General features: G+C 40.3%; 12 protein-coding genes. 7 read left to right on the top strand and 5 right to left on the bottom strand.

Annotation, left to right across the window (positions count from 1 at the left end; genetic code table 11):
* Positions 1-156 precede the first annotated feature (156 nt).
* From pelA (HMPREF0106_RS18985) to xyl3A, 7 genes are all read left to right on the top strand, one after another.
* Positions 157-1,272 carry a pectate lyase gene (gene pelA, locus HMPREF0106_RS18985; protein ID WP_009039202.1) on the top strand — a complete coding sequence of 372 codons (1,116 nt, stop codon included), beginning with the start codon at positions 157-159 and terminating at the stop codon, positions 1,270-1,272.
* 139 nt (positions 1,273-1,411) lie between these two features.
* Positions 1,412-1,567 (top strand): hypothetical protein, encoded by a 156-nt coding sequence (locus HMPREF0106_RS26955; RefSeq protein WP_009039203.1) that lies wholly within the window; start codon positions 1,412-1,414, stop codon positions 1,565-1,567.
* Between the two features lie 30 nt (positions 1,568-1,597).
* Positions 1,598-4,027 carry a glycoside hydrolase family 88 protein gene (locus tag HMPREF0106_RS27355; protein ID WP_083787884.1) on the top strand — a complete coding sequence of 810 codons (2,430 nt, stop codon included), beginning with the start codon at positions 1,598-1,600 and terminating at the stop codon, positions 4,025-4,027.
* A gap of 25 nt (positions 4,028-4,052) precedes the next feature.
* Positions 4,053-5,591 (top strand): polysaccharide lyase family 1 protein, encoded by a 1,539-nt coding sequence (locus HMPREF0106_RS18970; protein ID WP_410491990.1) that lies wholly within the window; start codon positions 4,053-4,055, stop codon positions 5,589-5,591.
* An 18-nt stretch (positions 5,592-5,609) separates the two neighbouring features.
* Positions 5,610-6,125: a pectinesterase family protein gene (locus HMPREF0106_RS18965; RefSeq protein WP_009039207.1), complete on the top strand. Its 516-nt coding sequence runs from the start codon at positions 5,610-5,612 to the stop codon at positions 6,123-6,125.
* A 232-nt stretch (positions 6,126-6,357) separates the two neighbouring features.
* A complete protein-coding gene (gene pelA / locus HMPREF0106_RS25375) occupies positions 6,358-8,265 on the top strand; it encodes a pectate lyase (RefSeq protein WP_009039208.1) in 1,908 nt (635 codons plus the stop codon).
* Positions 8,266-8,373: 108 nt separating this feature from the next.
* Positions 8,374-10,962, top strand: a complete 2,589-nt coding sequence (gene xyl3A / locus HMPREF0106_RS18960; protein WP_009039209.1) for a xylan 1,4-beta-xylosidase — start codon at positions 8,374-8,376, stop codon at positions 10,960-10,962.
* A gap of 224 nt (positions 10,963-11,186) precedes the next feature.
* Here xyl3A and HMPREF0106_RS18955 read toward each other — a convergent pair whose 3' ends face one another.
* The 5 genes from HMPREF0106_RS18955 to HMPREF0106_RS18935 form a co-directional block, all read right to left on the bottom strand.
* Entirely contained in the window at positions 11,187-15,035 is a 3,849-nt protein-coding gene (locus HMPREF0106_RS18955) for a family 78 glycoside hydrolase catalytic domain (RefSeq protein WP_083787887.1), read from the bottom strand.
* Between the two features lie 209 nt (positions 15,036-15,244).
* Positions 15,245-15,526, bottom strand: a complete 282-nt coding sequence (locus tag HMPREF0106_RS18950) for an HU family DNA-binding protein (protein WP_009039211.1) — start codon at positions 15,524-15,526, stop codon at positions 15,245-15,247.
* Positions 15,527-16,358: 832 nt separating this feature from the next.
* Positions 16,359-18,107 (bottom strand): RagB/SusD family nutrient uptake outer membrane protein, encoded by a 1,749-nt coding sequence (locus HMPREF0106_RS18945; RefSeq protein WP_008760217.1) that lies wholly within the window; start codon positions 18,105-18,107, stop codon positions 16,359-16,361.
* Positions 18,108-18,118: 11 nt separating this feature from the next.
* Positions 18,119-21,322, bottom strand: a complete 3,204-nt coding sequence (locus HMPREF0106_RS18940) for a SusC/RagA family TonB-linked outer membrane protein (RefSeq protein ID WP_009039212.1) — start codon at positions 21,320-21,322, stop codon at positions 18,119-18,121.
* A gap of 1,741 nt (positions 21,323-23,063) precedes the next feature.
* Entirely contained in the window at positions 23,064-25,073 is a 2,010-nt protein-coding gene (locus HMPREF0106_RS18935) for an ATP-binding protein (RefSeq protein ID WP_009039213.1), read from the bottom strand.
* Between the last annotated feature and the right edge of the window lie 52 nt (positions 25,074-25,125).

The raw sequence follows: 25,125 nt of genomic DNA on the forward strand, positions 1-25,125 counted from the left end.
TGAATTCCAGTCTTTAATAACTGATTTGAGTGATAGAGTGACAAATAAATGCACAAAAATGATTTATCCGCCTATAAAGTCAAATAATCCGCCTCTCCTTTTTAGTCCTTCGTTAATTTGCCTGCAAGTTTAGAAACATAAAGATTAAAGAATATTATGAAACGAATTATGTTACTCGGTCTGTTGTTTGTTACCCTGGCAGGAACAAAGGCACAGGATATGACAGATTACAAGGAAAATCAATCGTATAAAGAATGGGTGAAAATGGCTCCGAAACTGGATGACGCCTTTTTCAAAACTCCCGAAGCCATTCGCATTGCAAACAATGTACTGCTATACCAGCAAACCACCGGAGGTTGGCCGAAGAACATCTATATGCCGGCTGAACTGACACCGCAAGAACTGGAAGACGTGTTTCAGTCCAAGAATGATGTCAATGCAAGCACCATCGACAACAGTGCAACAAGTACAGAAATCCGGTATCTGGCCCGTATTTATCTTGCCACCCATACTGGGAAATACAAGGATGCCGCCATTGAAGGCATCCGCTATATCTTGAAATCGCAGTATGCTAACGGTGGTTTCCCGCAATTTTGGCCTCGTTCCAATGGCTATTACACTCACATCACTTACAATGATAATGCAATGGTAAACGTCATGAAGTTGTTGCGTGAAGTTTATGAAGGGAAAACTCCTTATACTTTCGTGCCAGACAGTATTTGCGAACAAGCCCGTGCAGCTTTCGACAAGGGAGTAAATTGTATTCTGAATACGCAAGTTCGCCAGAACGGAAAACTTACAGTGTGGTGTGCCCAGCACGATGAATACACTCTTGCGCCCGCTGCAGCACGTGCCTACGAACTGCCCTCATTAAGTGCTCCCGAATCAGGGAATATCGTTTTGTTATTGATGTCAATTCCCAACCCTTCACCAAGAATCATAGCTTCTGTTGACGCTGCCGTAGAATGGTTCAAGGAAAACAAAATCACCGGCATCATGCGTGAGAGTTTCACAAACAGTGAAGGCAAAAGGGATTATCGCATGGTTCCTTGTTCCCGGCGCGATTTCGATTGTCCTCCGCTTTGGGCACGTTTCTATTCGCTAGAAGACAACCGCCCCTTCTTCTGCGACCGTGACGGAGTAAAGAAATATAATGTCTCCGAAATCAGCTATGAACGTCGCAACGGCTACAGTTGGTACAGCAGCCAAGGGCTGAAAGTGATAAAGATGTATGAGCAGTGGAAGGAAGCTACTATTCTTTACGGAGAGTGAGGTCTGTTTGTTGGTATTTTCCTCTTGTAAAATATGAAATAAGTTTGTTAAGAAACGAAAGTAAATAAGATTATGGAAATGAAAGAATTAACTCTTCAATCAGAGAAAAATAGAAGAAGACGATTAATAGAGGTTGTCTATGAAGCGAAAGCTGGGCACATTGGTGGTTGCTATGATTTGGGGATTCTTCGTATGGAAAGGATTCAAAGGTGCTCCCAAGGGTACCATACCTATGATTGTAACTATGTTTATGATGTTTGTTGTGGGGCTAGTCCTGATCACCTTTTCTAACTAATTCATGATATAATGGTTTAAATATTGAGCGATGAAGAGAATAACCTTATGGTATTGTTTGTTTATTTTGCTTTGTAATACCTGTATGTATGCGGGTGAACTACTAAAACATCGTATTTTAATAAGTACGGATATAGGTGGGACAGATCCCGATGACAATCAGTCGATGGCACACTTCCTTATGTATAACGATTGTTTCGAATTGGAAGGTCTGGTATCTTCTCCCTTTGGAGGGAGCGGATCCAAAGAGGAACTTCTGAGAATGATTGATTTGTATGAAAAAGATTATCTCAAATTGAAGAAACATGCTAATGGAATGATGATGCCTGAAGAATTGCGTGCTTTATGCAAGCAAGGTAGAAGGGGAGGGACGCCATTTAAGGGTTATGAGAATTCTACTGAAGGATCGGACTGGATTGTGAAATGTGCCAAGAAAAAAAGCGATCGTCCTCTTTGGATACTAGTTTGGGGAGGGCTTGATGATGTGGCTCAAGCTCTGCATGACGCTCCTGAGATAGAAAAAAATATAAGAGTCTACTGGATTGGCGGTCCTAATAAGAAATGGGGAGTGAATAGTTATACATATATAGCGGAAAGTTTTCCTAACTTGTGGATGATTGAGAACAATGCGTCTTACCGTGGATTTATTGGGGGCGAAGAGGTGAATAACAAGTTAGAATATATAGAAGACTACCGTAGCTTTGGCCGAGGTAAAGAGCCTAATAATAAACTCAATGAGTCTTACTATGAATGTTCTATAAAAGGAGCTGGTAATTTGGGTAAAGATTTTAAGTCTTATTATGATGGTAACATCAAGATGGGGGATACTCCTTCATTACTTTATATGATGAATGGTAATCCTGATGATCCTGAGGGTGAATCATGGGGCGGCAGTTTTGAACCCATTTTTGAAAGTCCGAGAAGTATCTTTAACAGAAATTCAACGTTGAAAGATACTGTAGCGGTTTATTCTGTAGTAGAATTTCATTTTAAAGGGCCTAAGTCTGACAAAGCGATAGGGACACCTTGTTTTACTTTTCGTATAGACAACCAAGACTGGACGGGTGTATACCTCGGCAATGGAGTTTATGGAATAAAATATGCTCCCAAGGCATCGGCTGTGTTGCATTATAAAATAACATCTGATATAAAAGAGTTGAACGGAATGAAGGGGGCATTTGTTGTTAGCGAATTATGGCCCGGAAATACTACTAAAAATGGTTACAAACTTGGCAAGAATTGGTTTACTGATAAACGGGACGTACATCTGTTTGAAGGAAAATGGCAAGGGAGTAGGACGGTTCTAAGATGGAGAAAAGATGTACTAACGGATTGGGCTGAACGTTGGAATTGGCTGAAACATAAAATGTATACACGAATGGCTGATTCTGAAATGAAACGTTTTCCCGAAGCGTGGCAAATAGATTGGGCGAAGCGTCCCGCTTTCGGGTATTGTCAGGGAGTCGTAACTCTTGCCATGCTGAAAGTATGGAAGCAGACGAATGACGACAAGTATTATAAGTATGTAGAAAAATATGCAGATATGATGGTGGATGATGATGGAAAAATTCTGAATTACGATTATATCAATGGCAGACATAACATCGACATGATAAATGCCGGAAAAATATTGTTCGATGTGTACGAACAAACGGGAAATCCTAAATATAAAAAGGCTATGGACATGCTTTATAATGCTATGATGAAGCATCCCCGCAACTCGTTGGGTGGCTTTTGGCACAAAGAGGTATATCCTTGGCAGATGTGGCTTGACGGTTTGTACATGGGTTCCCCTTATTTGGCGCAGTATGCGGTTGTTAATGATAAGCCCGAATTGCTGAATGACGTCATCATGCAATTTATGATCGTAGAAAAATTTATGCATGATCCTGTTACGGGATTATACTTCCATGCCTGGGATGAAAAGAAAGTACAGAGGTGGTGCGATTCCCAAACGGGCTTGTCTCATCATTTCTGGGGTCGTAGTATCGGTTGGTGGTTTATGGCATTGGTCGATGTATTGGATTTTGTTCCTGAAAATCATCCGTTGCGTGGAAACTTGCTTGCCATTGCTAAGGGGTTGGCAGAGTCGCTTCCCCGGTTTCAACATGACGGGCTTTGGTATCAGATTGTAAATCTGGAAAATCGTGAAGGAAATTATCAGGAAGCTACCGCTACTGCCATGTTCATGTACTCCATAGCCAAAGCTGTGAACCGGGGATACATTGACCGGAAATACATGGAGATTGCTACCGATGCTTATGATGGTATAGTGAATAAACTAATCCGTATCGATGCCGACGGAACAGTTAACATCACAAATTGCTGTGCAGTGGCAGGTCTGGGTGGAAATCCCTATCGCGATGGTAGCTTCGAATATTATGTAAATGAACCGGTGCGGGAAAACGACCCAAAAGCTACAGGCCCTTTTATAATGGGATGTATAGAATTGAGTAAGTAATTTTGCTTCAACAAATTGAAACATTATGATGAAACAAAGGATTTTATTTATGTCCCGGTTTCCGAGTAAATGCTTTGTGTGGGTATTCCTTTTATGGGTAGGAATAGGAAACATAGGTAACGTGATGGCACGTGATTTGCCAGCCTTCCCGGGTGCCGAAGGTTTCGGACGTTATACTACCGGTGGGCGTGGTGGTAAAGTTTATCACGTAACAACATTAAAAGATGGTACGCAGGCAGGAACCTTGCGCTATGCTGTGATGCAGAAGGGAGCACGTACCATTGTCTTTGATGTAGCCGGCACAATCTTTCTTGACCGTGCATTGCGCATTTCAAATGGTAATTTGACTATCGCCGGACAGACTGCACCCGGACAAGGCATTTGTATTGCGCGCTGCCCGGTTACGATTACTGCGGAAAATGTGATTGTCCGTTATTTGCGCTTCCGTGTCGGTAATGAGGGAGGTGGCGAACCGGACGGACTTACATGCATGGACAGTAAGAATGTGATTATCGACCATTGTTCTGTTAGCTGGTCGGTGGATGAGACATGCTCCGTATATGGTGGAGAGAATTTGACAGTACAATGGTGTATTGTTTCCGAAAGTCTCCGCACTGCCGGACATTCCAAAGGGAAGCATGGTTTCGGAGCTATATGGGGAGGAGCAAAAGCGTCGTTCCATCATAATCTGTTGGCACATCATGAAAGCCGTGCTCCTCGTCTTGGCCCTCGTCCGAGTACACAAGACCGCGAGCACGTAGATATGCGTAACAACGTGATATATAATTGGGCAGGCGGTGGATGCTACGGCGGTGAAGGTATGAAAGTCAATATTGTCAATAACTATTATAAGCCGGGTCCGGCTACTCCTAAAAAAAAGACTGTCGGTTATAGAATTGCTGCGATTGGTATCCGTACTACCCGGTATTGTTACAATGCAGACGGTGCTCCCAACGTTTGGCAACCGATGGAACATGTTTGGGGACGATTCTATGTGGACGGTAATGTAATGGAAGGTCACCCCGATGTGACCAGGGATAACTGGACGAAAGGTATCTATGAGCAAATTAACAATGCTTCCTGTGATAATACATTTACAATACAGGTAAAGAAAGAGATACGCTTGTCTGCTCCTTTGGAGACAGGTGCAGTCACTACGCATACGGCAAAAATGGCATATCGACTAGTATTGGAGGATGCAGGGTGTTCCAAGTGGCGGGATAGTATTGACGAACGTATTGTTTCCGAAACCCGTAACGGAACCGCAACTTATACAGGCAGCGTCACACCTGGTGCCAAAAATGTTCCCGGACTGATAGACCTGCCGGTGGATGTGAAGCCGGAAGGAGCTGCCTCCGCCTGGCCGGAACTCTGCGATGGAGGTATTACCGCCGCTGATTTAAAGGATACGGATGGCGATGGAATGCCGAATGCCTGGGAGGCACTTCACGGATTGAATGCTCAGGATGCTTCGGATGGAGTACGGACTACACTGAGCAAAGAAGGATATACAAATTTGGAAGTATATCTGAATAGTCTGGTAGAAAAAATAGTCATATATTAATTCAAAAAGTCATTGTGTATGAGAATAGGAATTTTATCAATGGTATTGTCCGGAGTATTTTCTTTGGTATATGCTCAAAACACTTCATCACCTTATCATGCGATAGTGGCGCAAGATGGAAGCGGTAATTACACGAATGTTCAGGCGGCGGTAAATGCCGTACCGGAAAACCGGAACGAGTCTTGGTGCATATTTGTGAAGAATGGTTCATATAAGGAGCAGGTTATCATTCCGAAAAATAAAACTCATATCCATTTGAATGGAATATATGCGGTGCGCCATTCTACTTACTATACGGGTACGTTACCCTACACGATTACTTCTGACATACCTGGCTTTCCTGTTTGGAAAAGCGAAATTACAGTAGATAATATGTATCCGGGAACTCTCTGTCGTACCGATTATCCGCTAGGCGCATGTACACCGACAACCCCGACCTTTCCCTATTTGAAAATAAAGTGCAAGGAACCCGTACCGTTTCGCGCTGGCGCAACGGCGTTATGGCTGATTGGGGTAAGCGGTGGGACTGGTTGAAAGACAAAAGAACATCACTACTATCCCATTAAAGTGGATAAATAGTACTTTGCAATAATTGAAATTATAGTCTATTTTATATTATTTTTAGGCACAATAATTTGAAATCATACCTTTGAGGTTGATTAATAATGATAATCGGTATGTAAAGCATTTCACTTTTATCCTTATTATTTCAAGAGTGTTTGATTACTCAATAAACTAATGATTGAATGTTTAACTAAGTACTTCTATGAAACAACAACCTTATGGAAAGAAAATTCAGAATCTTCTGATTCGGCGTATTTGCACAAGAAGAGATTTGAATAAGATCGTTTATAGAATTTGTTTGCTATTAAGCGTGATTCTGGGGAATGCGAGTTGCTCTGAAAGCAAGGAACAGGAAGAAACGTTGATGGTTTCAAAGGTGTTGCTGAATGTCAGCGAGAAAGAAATATCCGAAACCATATCGATAACAGCAACGCATGAGTGGAGAATCATTTGTACAGAAGATTGGTTGAAGCCTTCTCTTACTTCTGGAAGCGGCAACAGAGATGTAACCTTTACCGTTTATTCCAATTCTAATAAAGAGGAACGGCAAACCAAAGTATTTGTTAAAGGAATAAGCAAGGAGATAGGAATTGATGTCATTCAGTCGGGGGTAGCCTTAACCTTTCAGGTTGATTTCATCCAAAAGACATTGGATCCGTCGGGCGAAGAATTTACCGTCAATGTGACAAGCAACGGACTACAATGGGAAACGGAAGTCCCGGCATCTGACAGGACTTGGCTTTCATTGAAGGAGAAAAGTGATGAAAAGGCGGTTTTTGTCGCTAAGTTGAACAACAATGGGCAGGAAAGGAATGCGAACTTGCTATTCAAGGAAAAAGGTAAGGCAAATAGCAAAACGGTAAAGGTAACCCAAAATGTATTCAGTTCAAACGTTTCGGATATTGCCTGGTCGAAGTTGCTTTCCAAGGTAGCGGATTCTTGGTTCAAGACGAATGAGGCGAAAGAGGTAGCGGATAACGTGCTTCTTTACCAGCGTGATTGTGGAGGCTGGCATAAGAACATTGAAATGCACCATATTCTGACGGATTCGGAAAAGGCGGTAGTGAAGGCTGATAGATCCGATAAGGGATGTTTTGACAATAGTGCGACCACTATGGAAATGCGCTTCCTTGCTAAAATGTACAAGGAGGTTTCCGACAACCGTTATCGTGACGCATTCGTCAAAGGTTTGGATTATATCATCAGAGCTCAATATTCCAGTGGTGGATGGCCTCAATATTTCCCGCTTCGGGGTGGTTACAGTGATTTCATTACCTTCAATGACGATTTGGCGGTAAACCTTCTGAAACTTTTGAGAGACGTATATGAGGGTAATGGCGACTTTACCGCCATTGTAGAGGATGCCATGAAACAGAAGGCGAAGGACACTTTCGACAAAGGGGTGAAGTGTATATTGAATTGTCAGATAGTGGATGAAGGCATCAAGACATTGTGGTGCGCCCAGCATGACCCTGTTACGTTGGATCCTGCTGTAGGTCGTCCGCATGAATTGCCTTCTTTCTCTGGAAGTGAAGGTGCGAAAATTTTGGAATTCCTGATGACAATAGAAAGTCCTTCTGACGAAGTGAAACAGGCTGTCGTAGCGGCTGTCGACTGGTTGAATAAACATAAAATTCCCAATAAGAGAGTGGTGGACGTAAAGGACGCTTTCGGTAATACAATCGACCGTAAAGTAGAAGACTCCGCGGGAGAAAATTTGTGGGGACGTTTCATCCAGTTGGGTGGAACAGTAGCTGAAAGAGTTTACAGTAATCTGTTCAATAATTTTCTGAATAGTGGGAAAAGGGATTATGTAACGGCGAAAGGCGACCCAATCACTTATTATTATAAGGAGAATGCGGAAGAATCCTACAGCCCGGAGAAAGCCTACCAGCCGGTCTATGGCATTTATGACAATAACTATGCTTTTCTCTTCTATCGTTTCCTGTACAATTATGAAGATACGGAACCTGTTAAGGATAAGAATGGCGTTATGGTAGACACGTCTTTGAGGGCGGATAACCGGAGAAGCTATCAATATCTGGGGAACTGGCCGCAAAAAATACTCAAGGAAAAGTATCCGGAATGGAAAACAAAATATGGTATGTAAATAACTTTATTATGACGCCGTTTCTCACTGGCGCAACACCGTTATGCCTGACTGAGGGATGCGGTGGATTTGGTTGAAAAAGTAAATAACATTTAAAACTATATTCACATGAGATTAATTACGACAGGAATGCTGGCGCTCTTGATGCTGTCAAGTTGCGGTCAGCCTACTTACAAGACAATTTCTTTGTCACCTGAAAAACGAGCGGAATTATTATTAAAAGAACTAACACTGGAAGAGAAAGTTTCTTTGATGATGGATGGCTCCAAAGCAGTAGAACGTTTGGGTATAAAACCATATAACTGGTGGAATGAAGCACTGCATGGAGTAGCCCGAGCCGGTCTGGCAACTGTATTCCCGCAACCAATAGGCATGGCGGCATCTTTCTCACCGCAGACAGTGTATGGTGTATTTGATGCCGTATCTGATGAGGCTCGTGCCAAGAATACCTATTATGCTTCACAGGGAAGCTATGAACGCTATCAAGGGCTGACTATGTGGACACCTACGGTAAATGTTTATCGTGATCCTCGTTGGGGAAGGGGGATTGAGACTTACGGTGAAGACCCTTATCTGACCAGTCGTATGGGAGTAGAAGTAGTAAAAGGATTACAGGGTGGCAATGACGGCAAGTACGATAAGCTACATGCTTGTGCCAAGCATTTTGCCGTACACTCCGGACCGGAATGGAACCGCCATGAGTTCAATGTGGAAAATATCAAGCCACGCGATTTGTACGAAACGTACTTGCCTCCTTTCGAAGCATTGGTCAAGGAAGCAAAAGTAAAGGAAGTGATGTGTGCCTATAATCGCTTTGAAGGTGACCCATGCTGTGGAAGTGACCGTTTGCTGATGCAAATTCTGCGCAATGAATGGGGCTTTGACGGTATTGTACTTTCCGATTGTGGTGCAATTGCCGATTTTTACAACGATCGTGGTCATAAAACGCACCCCGATGCCGAGTCTGCCTCTGCGGCTGCGGTGTTGAGCGGAACTGATTTGGAATGCGGGTCAAGCTACAAGGCATTGATAGAAGCCGTGAAGCTGGGGAAAATAGATGAAAAGGACGTTGATGTAGCGGTGAAACGCTTGCTGGCTGCCCGTTTTGCGTTGGGTGAGATGGATGAACCGGATAAGGTATCTTGGACAAAGATTCCTTTCTCGGTAGTGGCTTCTGAAAAACATGATTCACTGGCATTGGATATTGCGCGTAAATCCATGACATTACTGATGAATAAGAATGACATTTTACCATTGAAACGTGGTGGTCTTACTATCGCCGTAATGGGGCCGAACGCCAATGATTCCGTCATGCAATGGGGAAATTACAATGGTATGCCGTCACATACCGTAACAGTTTTGGATGGGGTACGTAAGGCATTGGATGCTAATGATAAGCTGATTTATGAGCAAGGCTGCGGATGGGTGGATAGATCACTGATTCAAAGTGCTTTCAATCTTTGCAAGTCTGCAGATGGTCCGGGCTTTAGCGCACGTTATTGGAATAATGTGACTCGTGAAGGCGAACCGGTGACTACTGCACAGGTTACCACTCCTTTTCATTTTTGTACATCGGGGGCTACAGTCTTTGCTCCAGGGGTAAATCTGACTGATTTTTCGGCAACCTATAACAGTGTGTTTACTCCAGAGCAGTCGGGGGAAGTGGTATTCGAGATTTATGCTTATGGTTCCGGACGTTTGCGTATCAATGGAGAAGAAGTGAAAGGCTTCTCCAATAAACATGGAGGACGAAAGTCAACTTACAATTTGAAGGTACAGGCTGGAAAGCCGTATAATATTGAGCTTGATTTCGAGTATCTTAGAAGCGATGCTCAATTGAACTTTGATCTCGGTTTCAAGAAAGAAGTCGATATAAGAAAATCGGTTGAGAAAGTGAAGGGGGCTGATGTCGTGATTTTCGTAGGTGGCATTTCTCCAAGTCTTGAAGGAGAAGAAATGGGTGTAAATCTTCCCGGGTTCAAAAGGGGAGACCGCACGGATATAGAGCTGCCTGCAGTACAGCGGGAACTAATTGCCGCTTTACATCATTCCGGTAAGAAGGTGATATTGGTTAACTGTTCAGGTTCCCCCATCGGTCTGGAACCGGAGACAAAGAAATGCGAGGCTATCTTGCAAGCATGGTATCCCGGCCAGGCAGGTGGAACGGCAGTTGCTGAAGTCTTGTTCGGTAAGTATAATCCGGCGGGGAGACTGCCTGTAACATTCTATCGGAATGTGTCTCAACTTCCTGATTTTGAAGATTATGACATGTCAGGACGAACTTATCGGTTTATGACGCAGGAACCGCTTTTCCCGTTTGGTTATGGATTAAGTTATACTACATTTGAATATGGCGAGATGACATTGGACAAAAATAAAATCAATGCCGGAGAGGTGTTGAAACTGACAGTCCCTATAACCAATACTGGAAAGCGAGATGGAGAAGAAGTCGTTCAGGTTTATCTGAGGAAACATGGTGATACGGATGGACCCCAAAAAACTTTACGTGCTTTCGAACGTGTAAATATCCCTGCGGGAGAGACTGTAAATGTTGATTTTGAGTTGAAGGATAGAGAACTGGAATGGTGGGATGTAACATCCAATACGGTGAGGGTTTGTCCTGGTGATTATGACATCATGGTAGGTAGCAGTTCACAGACAGAAGATTTGCTGCTGAACTCTTTTACGATAGAGTAAGTAGCATCAGTTTTTAGCTCAAACCTCTACTGTAACAAGGGTAGGGTATACATGTGTTGTAAAATGAAAATTAGATAGACTTATATGTCTTAAAAAACGCCCGCCATTAATGGATAAAGATTAATGGCGGGTTATTGATAATCTTTTGTTTCTATTGGCAAATTAAGGTAATTCTCCGAGAGCCGGTCCGTCCTTTTTGATGTTCTGACTATCTGCTTTGTGGCTTATTCCCTCCAACTTGCTTCTTCAAAGGAGCTTGTTTTTATCTTGTCCGGGTCGAGGCAGGCATATTTGATACGTTGTCTTCTCCAGGTATATACAATATGTACTTTCCCGTCTTTGCCTTGTATCACTGACGGATAGGAATACTGGTTGATGGGGGAATCTTCCAATACAACTCCGGCTTGCCAATGTATGCCATCATTGCTGATGGCTACATTGATAGGGGTGCGCTTTTTCTTTTTCCCTCTTATATAACGGTAATGGTTGTAAACCAACAGGAAACGTCCGTCTTTCAGTGTTACTCCATCAATGCCTGAATTATTGTTGGGCAATTCTGTGAATTCCAAAGGTGTCCATGTTTCTCCTTGGTCATAACTCCAGGTAGAAGCTATTGAGCCGTTGTTTTGGGTTCGGCATAAAGCTTGTAGTTTCCCGTCTCGATGTACTAGGATAGTAGGTTGGATAGCTTGTATAGTGCTCTTTTGTGCATTGCTTCGTTTTATGGTTTCTGTCTCGATAATTTCCTGTGCATCTATAGGGTTCGTTTTTTTCCACGTATGTCCCTCGTCGTCACTGATCTCGAAGTGGACCTGCCAACCGTTTTCTCCTTCAGTGCTGCTGGGGCATATCATACGTTTTCCTATCCAGACAGGTTTATTCTTTATAGGACCCAGAAAACCTTCCGGCAGGGATTCCGGACGACTCCAGCTTTTGCCGCAGTCATGTGAACGGATTACGTGTCCGCTCCATCCGCTTACATTTATACCGATTTTGTAATAGAGTTGTAGTTCTCCTGAAGGAGTGACTGTAAGCACAGGGTTCCAGCACGCATATTTGGTACCGTCCAGTATGCCATCTGCTACCTTTTGCGGCTTGCTCCATCCTTGGGGCGTATGGCGGCTTACCCAGATACAGCAATCCGGATTTTTCTCTTTAGTGCCGCCGAACCAGGCAGCTACAAGTCCTTCTTTTGTTTCGGCAATGCTAGAAGCATGGCTTTCGGGGAAAGGAGGATAATTACAGATGAATTCGTCAGTGATGAATCCTTGACGTCCGTTTTCGGCATCCAAATGTTTCGGAATATGAAAGCTGTAATTGCCTGAACCGATCCGGCAGATGGTATATCCTTTCTCATGGCGGAGCCCGATAATTCCTTCTGTATGCTTTAGTGCCTTATTGTTTTCGGTAATTTGTTTTTCGCATTCATTAGGTAACCATACTTCTGCTATACTGTTGGCCGGGATAGTGATTTGCCATTCATAGGCAACGGGAGTCTGTAACCAGTGACTACTAACCTTTCCATAGGGGGTGATGTGGCTTGCCTTGATGTATCCGATTTCTTCCAACTCAAAAGCTGGTTTCATTTTGATTTCCTTGAAGCCGGGAGTAGCCGCACGGATACCTGCTAGATGTTGGTAGCAAAAGGGCAATAAGTCACCCAGTAACATGACATGGTTACCACTATTCATAGCTGGGGCAGCTGTATTTCCGTTCCATAACTCCCAAATGGTGGTGGCACCTTTGGCTACCATATAGCCCCAACCGGGATATTGGGTGTGAGTGGCGAGAACATAGGCTACATCACTGCGCCCCATGTTATACAATTCACGCATCAACCATTGTATACCGATTACTCCACACCGGATAGTGGCATTGTAATAATCCACTGTCTGGTCAATGATATTACAAGCGGCGGTTTCTTGTTGTTCTGCATCCGTCATACCGAAAGCCAACGGTAGTAGATTGGCCGTCACGGTATTATTGCCATATTGTTTCTTTTCTGCATTCCAGAAATTCCGGTTGAAACCTTCCTTGACATGTACGGATAGTTGTTCATAATTGCGAGCATCAGCGTCTATTCCCTGCAAGCGGGCAAACTTTGCCATCAACAGAAGAAGTTTGTAATAATAGGCAGTGGCTATCAGCTTGCCGTCTGTAATGCGTGAAGAATCTTTGGAATGGATGAGTTCGGGAGACTCGGGAGGAAGACACCAGTCACCGTATCGATCACGGGTAATGATATGATCTTTGTTCATATATTCCTCTTGCATGTGCCGCATCCAGAGTTTCATCCCTGCATAGTGTTTGCAGACGGGGCGTAGATTACCGTATTGTTCGTAGAGCATGTCACCAATCAACATGAAGGCCGCAGGCCAGGTTACGTTGTCCGTATAATAATACCAGAAGGCCGGTGCTACATCAGGAATGCAACCATCCGCACGTTGCGCTTCTCCTATGTCATCCATCCATTTGGCATAGAGTGGGGCACATTCCATAAGGAAGCTTTCGCCCAAAGCACCGATAGCATGGTCCCCCAGCCAAGGCTGGCGTTCATCACGTTGCGGACAGTCAACAGGCATGCCTTTGTAGTTGCTCCTGATTCCCCACCATGCATTTTTCATTACTTGATTCAGAACGGGATGATCAGATTCAAAGCTGCCGGTAAGCGGCATGTCGTCATTCACCACTTCGCCGGTAAAGTTATCGAGTGTGGGTTTTCCGGGATAACCGCTTACTTCTACATAACGGAAACCATGATATATGAACCGTGGTGCCCATTCTTCCGTTCCTTTCCCTTTAAGGATGTATAGATCTGTGGCTTTGGCGTCACGCAGATTGTCGGTATATAGTTCACCATCAGGACGCAGAGTTTCGGCAAAGCGTAGTTTTACGGTGTCTCCAGCTGCTCCCTGAACAGTGAAGCGTATCCAGCCTGCCATGTTCTGCCCCATATCTAAGATGTATTTTCCGGGAGATTGCTGGCGGATACTTCGTGGTTTTAGTCTTTCGGTTACTTTTATGCCGGGCATCATTTGTCCGCGCGGCAAACCGGACGGCAATGCCACTCGTTCGGCTTGTTGCCATTGGCTGTCGTCGTAGCCGGGTTCAGTCCAGGGTCCCAGTTCTTTACGGGCGTCGTATTCTTCACCGTTGTATTCATTGTTGCTGCGAATAGGTCCGTCAGCAGTCAATTTCCAGTCGGGGGTGGTAGCTATCGTCTCTTTGGTACCATCGGCATATTCCACAATCAGGTTCATGCGTACTTTGGGATAACCGAAATTGTGGATTTTATAGGTACGGTAGTTTTGTTGCATGGTGTGGTAACGCCCATTTCCCAGGGTAATACCGATAGCATTGTCCGCTTGCTCATTCAAAAGATGTGTGACATCGTAGCTGTTATATAATACCGTCTTGCGGTAATCAGTCGGAGCGGGTGCCAAAAGCAAGTCACCTACACGTTGGCCGTTCACAAAACATTCGTATAATCCCAATCCACAGATGTGCATGGTAGCTTGTCTGATCTGCTTGGGCAAGTGAAATTCCTTGCGCACATAACGGGCAGCCATACGTGACCAACGACTGTCGTCATCCCCGGGCATACAGCGGTCTATGCCAATCCAACGTCCTTTCCAGCGTGACTCGCTCAAAAGCCCCATGCCCCAATAAGCCGTTTCACTCCAATTGCTATTACCGGAGTTGGTATATATGCGTACTTTCCAGTAATAGCGTTTGTTGGATTCGAGTTTAGGACCTTGATAGTCAATCCAGACAGATGTGTCGGATTGTACAATGCCGGAATTCCATATATCAGCACTGTCCCGGGTCAGATATTCCGGTATGGAAGCTACCAATAGTTGGTAAGCTGTTTGCCTAGTGTTTCTTTGGCTACTCAGAATACGCCAGCTAAAACGAGGAGTGTCGGTATCCAGTCCTAACGGATTGGTCAACTGTTCGGTACGAAGATCGGTGACATGAACAGAAACACTCCATGCGGCTTGTTGGAGTAAACAACACAGAGCAAATATTATACTTTTTATTGATTTTTCATGGAGAAAGCTATTTCTTAACATATCCTTTTTATGTCTTGTTTTCCCATTGACTTTAAAATAGTCAATAGGTTTCAATACTGTTTCAATTTTTTCTAATTAAAAAGTTTTATTTTACCAATTCCACAACCATCTTTAGCGGAAACGTTACGGTAGTCATAATCGATTGACCGGGAATGCAAAGTCAAGTGATGGTTACCTGTTAGGCTCTCAAGGCAACCTTCCTCCCGTTTTCATTTACCTTCTTTTACAGCATTCAGGAAAGTTTTGGCCGGTTTGAAGGCAGGAAAGAAGTGAGCAGGGACCACGATAGTAGTATTCTCCGAAATATTCCGGGCGACCCTTTTCGCTCTCCGTTTGATAACGAAACTGCCGAATCCCCGCAAGAACACATCATTTCCTGCAACCATTGATTCTTTCACATTCTCCATGAATGCTTCTACCACTGTCATCACGATCGTTTTCTCTATTCCGGACTGCTGTGCAATACGGGTTATAAGTTCTGCTTTTGTCATACTGTTAGAAAGTTTAATGAAATTCATGTTACAAAGGTAACAAAAATTACTCTATTTTTTCGTACTACTCTGTCGCTAATTGAACAAGCTCACGTTTGGGAACTTGCCGGTAAAAGGTTCAATTCTTCCTGATTTTCTCATGTTGGTACAATGAACCGATATACTTTTCACGGCAATCTTATTTAAATCGTATGCAACAACTATTGGTACCCATATTCGTGAGACTTCATTGGATATGAATGTACGCTTTCATTTCAAGGTTACCTTAACTTTATATGGATTTGGATAGTTATCGGGCTTTGTGTTGCAACGATCTCAATCCTTTAGCTTTATATTTATGTCTGTCCTACACGTCTGGTTAGATATTTGTAGTTATCCTTTTTAGACTTCATCTTACGGGGATTTTCTTGACTTTGGCTAAATACTTCCCACTCTCAAAGATGTGTTAAGAACTTGCATATACCCATGCTGGACAAACAACAAAAGCAGGAGGAAAAATATGATACAGAACCGCTCAGGTCAATTTTTCATTGTATCATAATCTACAACTATGACCTCGTTCAAAAGATATTATGACTAGTGCTATTCGTTGTTATCTGTTATGGGATTAATATGTTTTTTCGGCATCAATCTTTGTATTCTATTTGGGCGAAAGTTTGTTGATAACTTCTTAATGTAATGTTACATCCATAGTTTGTGCTACTTTCCATTATCATGTGGGGACTTGATTTTTTCGAATAGGGCCATCCTTCGCATTTAATGATATTAGATGAATAATAGAGAAGGGTATTAAAATCTTTTAAACCTTCTCTATTATTCATTTTTACTAAAACTATTCAAAGCCGGGATTATTCTGTCCGTTCAGGGCTGCATTAGATTGCATTTCAGCCAATGGGATTGGGTATAGTTCGTGTTTGCCATCCACAAAATTATGTCCTGCTACATAATTACTTGATGCCCATGTCTTTGGATTCCATTTAGCCATGTTGATATTGTCATCTTCATTAGGTTGCCACGATTCCAAATATTCTTGTGCAGTTCTTAAAGCGTCTCCTAAGATACCCCAACGAAGAAGGTCATATTTGCGTTGTCCTTCATAGCAAAGCTCAAAAGCGCGTTCCCAATAAAGAGCGGTACGGAATTTTCCGGTATCATCTGCATCGGAAATAAAAGCTAAATTGTAAACTTTCGGAGCCTTCAATAAGCTGTTATAATTAGCATTTGTTATAGGAGTAGCACCAGCGCGTTCGCGTACGTTGTTCAGTAATTTCCACGCTTCTGGTGTATTCCCTGTTTCATTGTAAGCTTCAGCTGCCATCAAAACAACATCTGCATATCTTAATGGACAATAATTAACTCCAGTATTATTAGGATCTACAAATCCCAAAGCCATCCACTCTCTACGCCATTTTCCTGGATATCTATATGCATTATTTCTGATAGCACTGTTTGTGTATGTTTTATTTTGTGTTTCAGTGCTTGCATTCCAAACGTAAGCATAGTCTACAAAATTCACATCTCTTCGTTGGTCTTTTGGGGTACCGTCATCGTTTGTTTCATAGAATGTTTTCCAATAAGGTAGTACCAGGAAGAAAGCATTAGCTCGTCCCATATAGTTACTTGTTCCCGGATACTCCCCTGGAGCAGCTACTATTGGACCATTATAAGTTGCCCATGTTCCAGCATTGTCTGTTTCTCCTTGGTTTGGTTCAAATGCTATTTCCCATAAACTTTCCTGATTGTTTAATATCAATTGTGAGTAATTTTTAAAAAGCTGTTCGTACCCCTCATTATAGAATCCATGATAGTTTTCTGATTGAAAGGCCTCCCACTCATCAATAACAGCATTGAAGTAAACGCTTCTTGTATTATCATCTGGTCGTGTAAGTTTGACTGTTTCACGATTCAGACTATAGCCTGCCCGTTGTAAGTAAACTCGCATTAACAAGGCACGTGCAGCACCGCTAGATGGAACCTCTGAAGAAGATGTGGTACTTCCTTTAGGTAAGTGCTCCTTTGCAAAATTTAAATCTTTGATAATCTGTTCATAAATAAGTTCACGGTTCATTCGCGGTTTTGAGGTCTCTTCATAACCGCTTGTATATTGTGTGCTAAAAGGTACATCTCCCCAAAATCTTACTAAATCAAAGGCAAGGAAGGCACGGAGGAAGCAGGCTTGCGCTACCAATTCCTGTAAAGTAACATTGTCTGTATATCCTTGCATTTTCTCGATGTTGCTGATTGCCAAATTCGCACGGTCGATGCCTAAATAAGCGTATTTCCAAACGGAGGCTATCCATGTATTGGATGAAGTGTACATATAATGGGAGATATCACGTCGAGTACCATCCGAGCCGGTACCTCTTACCATAAACATATCGTCTGCTCCAAAGAAGGGCATTATATACTGTCCATAATAGTTGATTGTTTCTATACAGTCATAAATTCCTACTACAGCCATTTTAGCTTTATCTTCCGTTACAAAATAGCTGTCCATTTCATAATACGAGGTTGGCTGTTCGGTTAGCTCACAAGAAGCTAATATGAGTGCAAAGAGTGTATATATTATTTTGTTTTTCATTGTATATTTTTTTAAAATGACACATTTATACCAAACACGAAGGAACGGCTTCTCGGATAGGCTCCGAAATCAACTCCCGGTGTTAAAGGACTACTCATGGTAGAAACTTCAGGGTCAAAACCTGTATAGGGTGACCATGTGAACAAATTATTACCAGTAGCATATACACGTAATTTACTTAGACCGATTTTATTGATGATCCGTTTAGGGAATGTATACCCTAAGGTAACATTACTTAATTTTAGGAAAGAAGCATCTTCTATAGCCCATGAATGAATGTAAGTATTATTTGAACCATTATCGTCAAAGCAGGCTACAGTTTTTCCTGCATTCACAGTTGCTAATTCTTCTGGATCAGTTATAATATTACCGTCATTGTTTATCGTAACCCAGCGATTTGTTTCACTGGCTATTGCCAAAACATTTTTATTTGTCAATGCGGTTTTTGTGTTAGTTAGTTTGGTCGCATTCAAAACCTCACCACCGTAGCTGTATGTTAGAAAGATACTTAAATCAAAATTTTTATATGCAAAGGTATTGTTAATACCGCCATAGAAATTGGGAGAGGCATTACCGATGACAGTTTTGTCATTTTCAGTAATTAGGTTGTCCTCACTGCCATCTACATTCTTAAACTTCCAGTAACCAGGCTGAATGCTTGCTTTGTCCCCATGATAAGGTATACCTTCCTTCAAGGTATACTTTTGAGTGGTAGGATCGTAATCGAAATCACTGACCTGATATAATCCTTCTGTCACATAACCGTAAAATTGTCCTAAAGGTTGTCCTACCCCAATCTGGTGTGAAGCACCTGCACCTGAATATCCGAAGTTAGCTAAATACAACTGTATGCTTTCTCCTGTTAGTCTATTGACTTTATTTTTATTATGAGAAAAAGTTATCGATGTATTCCATGTAAAATTCTTGTTGGAAATATTCACCGTATTTAGAGTCAAGTCAATACCTATATTTTGGGTTTCACCGGCGTTGATAATCATACTTTGATATCCTGATGAATATGGTAATTTAGCATCTAGTAATAAATTGCTACTACGGTTAATATAGAATTCGGGTGAAAATGTTATACGCTGATTGATAAATCCAAAATCCATTCCTAAATTGAATGTTTTGTTTGCCTCCCACTTTAAATCAGGATTAGGAACTTGATTAGAAGCATATCCTGCCTGTGCTCCGTTGCCACTAGCTGCCGTAACAGAACTCATTATTGCCAAGCTTTGGTAGTTGTTGATACGATTGTTTCCTGCCAAACCATAACCAATACGAAGTTTTAAATCGGAAAAGATTCCTATGTTTTTGATGAATGTTTCTTCACTCAAACGCCATGCAGCAGAAACAGCAGGGAAGTATCCCCACTTATTGTTTTTTCCAAACTTGGATGAGCCGTCTGCGCGTATAGAGGCTGTAAATAGATAACGATTCATATGGGCATAGTTCACGCGGGTAAAGAAAGAAAGTAGTTTGTCGTCATAATTTTCGTTGGAAGTAGGGGTGCTTGGTGTTCCTAATGAAAGGTCTGCCAGGCCAATTTCATCGTTTGGGAACTGTGTGGCACCGGCTGAAAACTGTCTTGTCCATTTCGTTACAAATTCATGTCCCGCCATTATGGCGACGTCGTGAGAGCTGTTTTTCCAACTATAACTCAGAACATTGGAGTTCTGTAAACTGCTACTTTCAATGTTTGTTATACTTCCGTATATACTTGAACGTTTGGCTGTCTGCGAATCAGCTCCATAGAAAATATCATTACGACGGGTTTGATAGCGCATGCCTACTGTACTGCGAAATGAAAATCCTTTCCATAGTTTGATTGTAGCGCCACCATTGGCTTGGAAAGTACGCCATTCTCTATTATTTATTTCTTCGGCCGCAGAAATCAAAGGATTTTGCATTACATTGCCGCTGTCATCAGCAAGTATAGGATCTTCCCCAAATAGCAGATCGGCATCTGCTCCTTGAATGCCTATTGTTGGACGATATTGTATGATATGTTGCATTTTGTTAAAACGGTCGGTATTCTCCGAAGTGCCCATTCCTTCTATACGCATTTGGTCGTAACTGATACGAGAGTTTATTGTTAACCAGTTGCTTACCGCATGATTTATGTTAAAGGAGATGTTGTGTTTTTTATTACTACTATATACCATAGCTCCTTCTTCATCGTAATAGGAATAAGCTAAACTGTAGTTCATTTTATCGGTCTTTCCAGAAACAGATATACGATAGTTCTGTGTCAAGGCGGTACGCCCCAATGTTTCTTCTTGCCAATCAATTCCTTTGCGACTGATATAATTGGATTCAAGATCACTATATTCGCCATATCTTTTCTTCCATGCTTCCATACCATCAGAGCTTGTATCCCCATTACCTATGCGCCATAATGTCCGTTCGTAATCTAATTTGACAAATTCATAAGGAGAAAGAACATCTAACTTTTTTGCTAATGTTTTAGCTCCCCAATATGCATCGAAATTAACTGTTGCCTTTCCACTGGATTTACTACCATTTTTAGTTGTGATTACAACAACTCCATTTGCTCCACGTGCACCGTAAATGGCAGTGGCAGAAGCATCTTTTAATACATCAATTGTTTCTATCTCAGCAGGATCAATGGTTGACATCCCATCTTCGCTAGGAAATCCATCAATAATATACAAAGGGTCGTTACTTTGAGTAATAGAAATTCCACCACGTACACGAATAGAAACAGATGCCCCTGGGGCCCCTTCACTTTGCTGTACTAGCACACCGGCCATACGTCCAGATAGGGCTTGAGTTACATCACTAACCGGTATTTTAATTAACTCTTGACTGCTTATTGACGCTACCGACCCTGTTAGATCTTTACGCTTTACTGTGGCGTAACCAATAGCAACAACTTCATCTAACATCACAGTGTTAGCCTGTAGTGTCACATTAATAACTCTCTGTTTATTTACTTTTACTTCTTGTGTGATCATTCCTACATACGAAAAGACAAGTATGTCTTTAGATGCATCATTGATTTTTAAAGTAAAATTGCCATTAATGTCAGTAACAGTCCCAGTACCAGTAAGACCTTTTACTGTAACGCTACTGCCGATCACTTCATATCCTTCACTGTCAACCACCTTTCCTGTAACTATCAGGCTCTGTGCATATGCAGATACACATGTAAAGGCTGTAAGGAATAGTAATAATTTCTTAAAATTGTACATAAATAAATCTAAGGTTTTAATTAAAAATATTAACTCCTCTAAGTTCGATGAAAATTATGAGAAAAAATATAAGTATTATTTATTTTCCTTACTTATATACGTTGTTATCATATTAAATCTGTTTCCCAACTATCATTTTTGTCTAAAATATAATAATCATATATTAATGTTATAATTTTTTTTATGTGGATATTTTTGTTCTCCTTTATTATGAATGAGTATTGTTCTGCCTAAGAAAAATATATAAAATAGATTCTTGATTAATGTTTAAATGTGTTTCCGGGTTAATAGTGAAAATATTTTAATCTATTGTTAAATATATCATTTTAAGACATGTCTTTAGTAGTATGTATAAAGTTTTAGCTATTTGATTGCATCTATATTTGTCATTTCACGTTTTATTTATAATAAAGAAGAGGAATCTGCAATATTTTTGGAAGTGTACCATCTCTGTCTGGAGGCAGTATTAGCGTCAATGGGAGTAGTTTTATTTAATAATGTATTGCTATAAAATGTATTCGTGAATAGTCATTTTCTATTCCCAGGCTCCATAAAAGATATTAGTATTCAACTAGGAATTTAAATTTTCGGTTCAGTTGTATGCTCGTTTAATATTCTTCGGATAAAGGTTTAGTTGCAATAACTGTTGGATTAAAGATACAGGACATTTGTTTAGATGTTATTTGATGTAATCCTTTTCGGTCCACCTTTGTATTGATAATGAAAAGTATATTATTGTAAGTGCTTATCATAGATTTTAATTTTCCTATGAGAACTTCAGAACTATCTACTATTCTAAATCAAACAATATAAATGGTTTAATACAGATGATTGACATCTGGTTAAATTTAAAATAGTTGTGATTCCGTTGGTGCCCCATTTACGGAATTTAAACTTTAGGTTTGACTTCACTCTAACTACAAAGAACCTACAAGATGGATTTGATAAAGTTCTTTGAACAACTTTTACACTCTGTCAAATATGTAAAATTTGGCTCATAATTAATTATGGACATTATTGTTGAATTATATCTGAATGCTGTAGTTATTACATAGAAGGCTAAAACTTGTACTTCTATATCATAGAGGACATGAACTTTGGTGCCATTTTCTTCTAACAGAACTTCGCCTAAAGGGATTTAGTCAGACATAAAAGAACCATAGTGGAATCACACGCATATTTTCTTCATTCTGTAGAAATCAAAGTTTTCGGAGATTCCATAATCTCAAATCTGATTGGCGGATGTAAATGTCGTTTTGGTTGGGAATCATCCCTCAATGATAACGTTTTCTTTGATATAACTCCAAGCTATAATCAGGTTACGAAGACTTTTTGCGTTTAGTAAGTTGACCAACCATTATTGCAAGTAAATGGCTCGAATAAGTGAAGTGCTTTTACATAACGATTACCACTGTACTTCTCTACAAAGTTTTCTAAGCTTATCGTTGTTCAAGAATTCAAACGTATTTGTCTTGATTCATTTGAGGTCGCTTTAATTAATAGACCTCAAAGTGTGATATCTTCTTATAGATGTCTTTTACTAAAATGCCTATCTTTTCTGTGTATTAAACAGATCCGTCCCCAAGTTTAGAGATTAAACAACTTTTCTATAATATGGATGGGAGATATCCACTTTTTCTCCCGATGATAAATATGGTCATTTAAATACAATAACTCGGTACCGTGTATTAGCATACAATCATAAAAAATAAATTTCTACTCGAACTAGAATGAAATGGATTTAAACTGGAAAAAATCTATTTTTATATTCTATTGGTAGACAACCGACATATTTTTTAAAACATGTTGTAAAGTAAGAAGGGGTATTATATCCCACCATAAAGCTGATTTCAGATATGGAAAATTTACCTTCTTCTAATAACTGGCAGGCTCGATTAAGCCGTATTTTATGTATAAATTCAGTGGTTGATTCTCCTGTTATTGCTTTCAATTTCATGTGAAGGCTCGAACAACTCATATTCATTTCCCATGCGAACTGTTTTATGGAAAACTTCATATTATCTATATTTTTCTCAACTACCATATTGGCTTTTTCTAGTATTTCTTTATTCATTGTGGTATTAATTCGTTCTGTCGGCATAATGTTAGAACTATGCTCAAAAATATAGTGAGATGTATGTAGCATATTTAATGTTTTAAATTTTAAAATATTTATGGAGAATGGTTTGATTATATAATCATCAGCACCTACTCGAAAACTTTCCAATTGAGATTCTATATCTGTTTTTGTAGATAAGATATAAACAGGTATATGACGAGTAGATAGATTTTCTTTTACTAGTTTACACAGCTTAATACCATCTATTACAGGCATTATTGCATTTGTAATGATCAAATTAACTTCCTGTCTTTTTAAAATATCCAGTGCTTCTTTTCCGTTTTTCGCTTCTAATAGATAAAACAAAGAGGATAGATTATTGGATATATATTGTCGTAATTCTTCATTGTTTTCTGCTATTAAAATAGTTCCGTTTTTTGTTTTTATCACTTGTGTATTAGTGGGTTCACGCTCATCTTTCATACAAATATTGTTTGAATATATAGAAGGTATTATATCTTGTTTCTCTTCCATGTTGTCGTTAAGAAACTCATCTTTGTTGTATGAAGACTTGTCCTGTGGAAAATGAATAGAAAAAGTGCTCCCTTTTCTTATTTCGCTTTGCAATATAATTTTTCCATGATGTAATTCAACTAATTGTTGAACCATAGAGAGCCCTAAGCCGTTTTCTATGTAGCTATTTTCTATTTGATAGAAACGATCGAATATTTTTTGTTGTTTTTCTACTGGAATACCGATCCCTGTATCTGACACTTGTAGGACAAGGTTTTTGTCCTCCTTATATAGTCGTATTGTAATGCTTTTTCCAGATTCTGTATATTTAAATGCATTTGCAAGTAATTTATTTGTAATTAGAATTAGAACGTTTTCATCAAAAAAAAGATCTTCATCTTGTAATTTTGTATAGAAATTATATTCAATATGTTTCTTCCTGGATAAGTATTTATAGCTCATGAAACAATCTAGTACTCGTTTATATGCGTTAGAGTGTATTATATTGAGCTTGAGTAAACCTAAATTGATGTCACTAAGAATTTTTGTTTGACTAATAATGTATGATAATTTATTGGCACTGTCTTGGATGTGTAGCAATTGCTTATATTCCCAATCTCCGTAAATGTGCCTCATTAGTTCTTGTAATGGTGAAATAATTAGGGTTAGTTGGTTATGTAGTTGTTCATATAACATGTTGATATTCATTTGGTATATTTCTTTTTCTTTCTTTTTTCGTATGTTCTTTAGTTTGTAACTTTTGTATAATGGAAAAAGCCATATAGAGCTTAGCACCAATGATAAAAGTAAAAAAATAGTAAGAAGGGGTATATACTTGCCATGATACCCCAAACGTAAACAACGAATACTCTTCATGATAAAATTATTATTATTTATTTGGTGGTAGGAAGCATACTCCTGTATGTAATCAGGATAGATAATTAGAGTGGAATGGTTTTCCTTATATTTTGCAACATTATATCTTTTTAATTGATAAATAAAGGTTGTAAATCTGTGGCGAGCGGAGTATGCTGTCATTTGCCATTTTCCCTTTTGATTTTGTTTTATGGAAAAAAGTGTGTTATGTGGTGAATAGAAATGTTTTTGGGTGATATCAATATCCAATGTTTCGAGAGGTAATTCTCCTAAAAACATTAATAAGAAATGTATGAATTTCATGACTTCAGTCTGTTTTAAATTAATAAATTACTGTTGCTTTTGATTCATCCTA

Source organism: Bacteroides sp. D22 (assembly GCF_000163675.1).
Lineage (GTDB): Bacteria > Bacteroidota > Bacteroidia > Bacteroidales > Bacteroidaceae > Bacteroides > Bacteroides xylanisolvens.

Coding starts and splice junctions, on each gene's coding strand:
- pelA (WP_009039202.1), top strand. CDS start 157: ATGAAACGAATTATGTTACTCGGTCTGTTGTTTGTTACCCTGGCAGGA.
- HMPREF0106_RS26955 (WP_009039203.1), top strand. CDS start 1,412: ATGAAGCGAAAGCTGGGCACATTGGTGGTTGCTATGATTTGGGGATTC.
- HMPREF0106_RS27355 (WP_083787884.1), top strand. CDS start 1,598: ATGAAGAGAATAACCTTATGGTATTGTTTGTTTATTTTGCTTTGTAAT.
- HMPREF0106_RS18970 (WP_410491990.1), top strand. CDS start 4,053: ATGATGAAACAAAGGATTTTATTTATGTCCCGGTTTCCGAGTAAATGC.
- HMPREF0106_RS18965 (WP_009039207.1), top strand. CDS start 5,610: ATGAGAATAGGAATTTTATCAATGGTATTGTCCGGAGTATTTTCTTTG.
- pelA (WP_009039208.1), top strand. CDS start 6,358: ATGAAACAACAACCTTATGGAAAGAAAATTCAGAATCTTCTGATTCGG.
- xyl3A (WP_009039209.1), top strand. CDS start 8,374: ATGAGATTAATTACGACAGGAATGCTGGCGCTCTTGATGCTGTCAAGT.
- HMPREF0106_RS18955 (WP_083787887.1), bottom strand. CDS start 15,035: ATGTTAAGAAATAGCTTTCTCCATGAAAAATCAATAAAAAGTATAATA.
- HMPREF0106_RS18950 (WP_009039211.1), bottom strand. CDS start 15,526: ATGACAAAAGCAGAACTTATAACCCGTATTGCACAGCAGTCCGGAATA.
- HMPREF0106_RS18945 (WP_008760217.1), bottom strand. CDS start 18,107: ATGAAAAACAAAATAATATATACACTCTTTGCACTCATATTAGCTTCT.
- HMPREF0106_RS18940 (WP_009039212.1), bottom strand. CDS start 21,322: ATGTACAATTTTAAGAAATTATTACTATTCCTTACAGCCTTTACATGT.
- HMPREF0106_RS18935 (WP_009039213.1), bottom strand. CDS start 25,073: ATGAAATTCATACATTTCTTATTAATGTTTTTAGGAGAATTACCTCTC.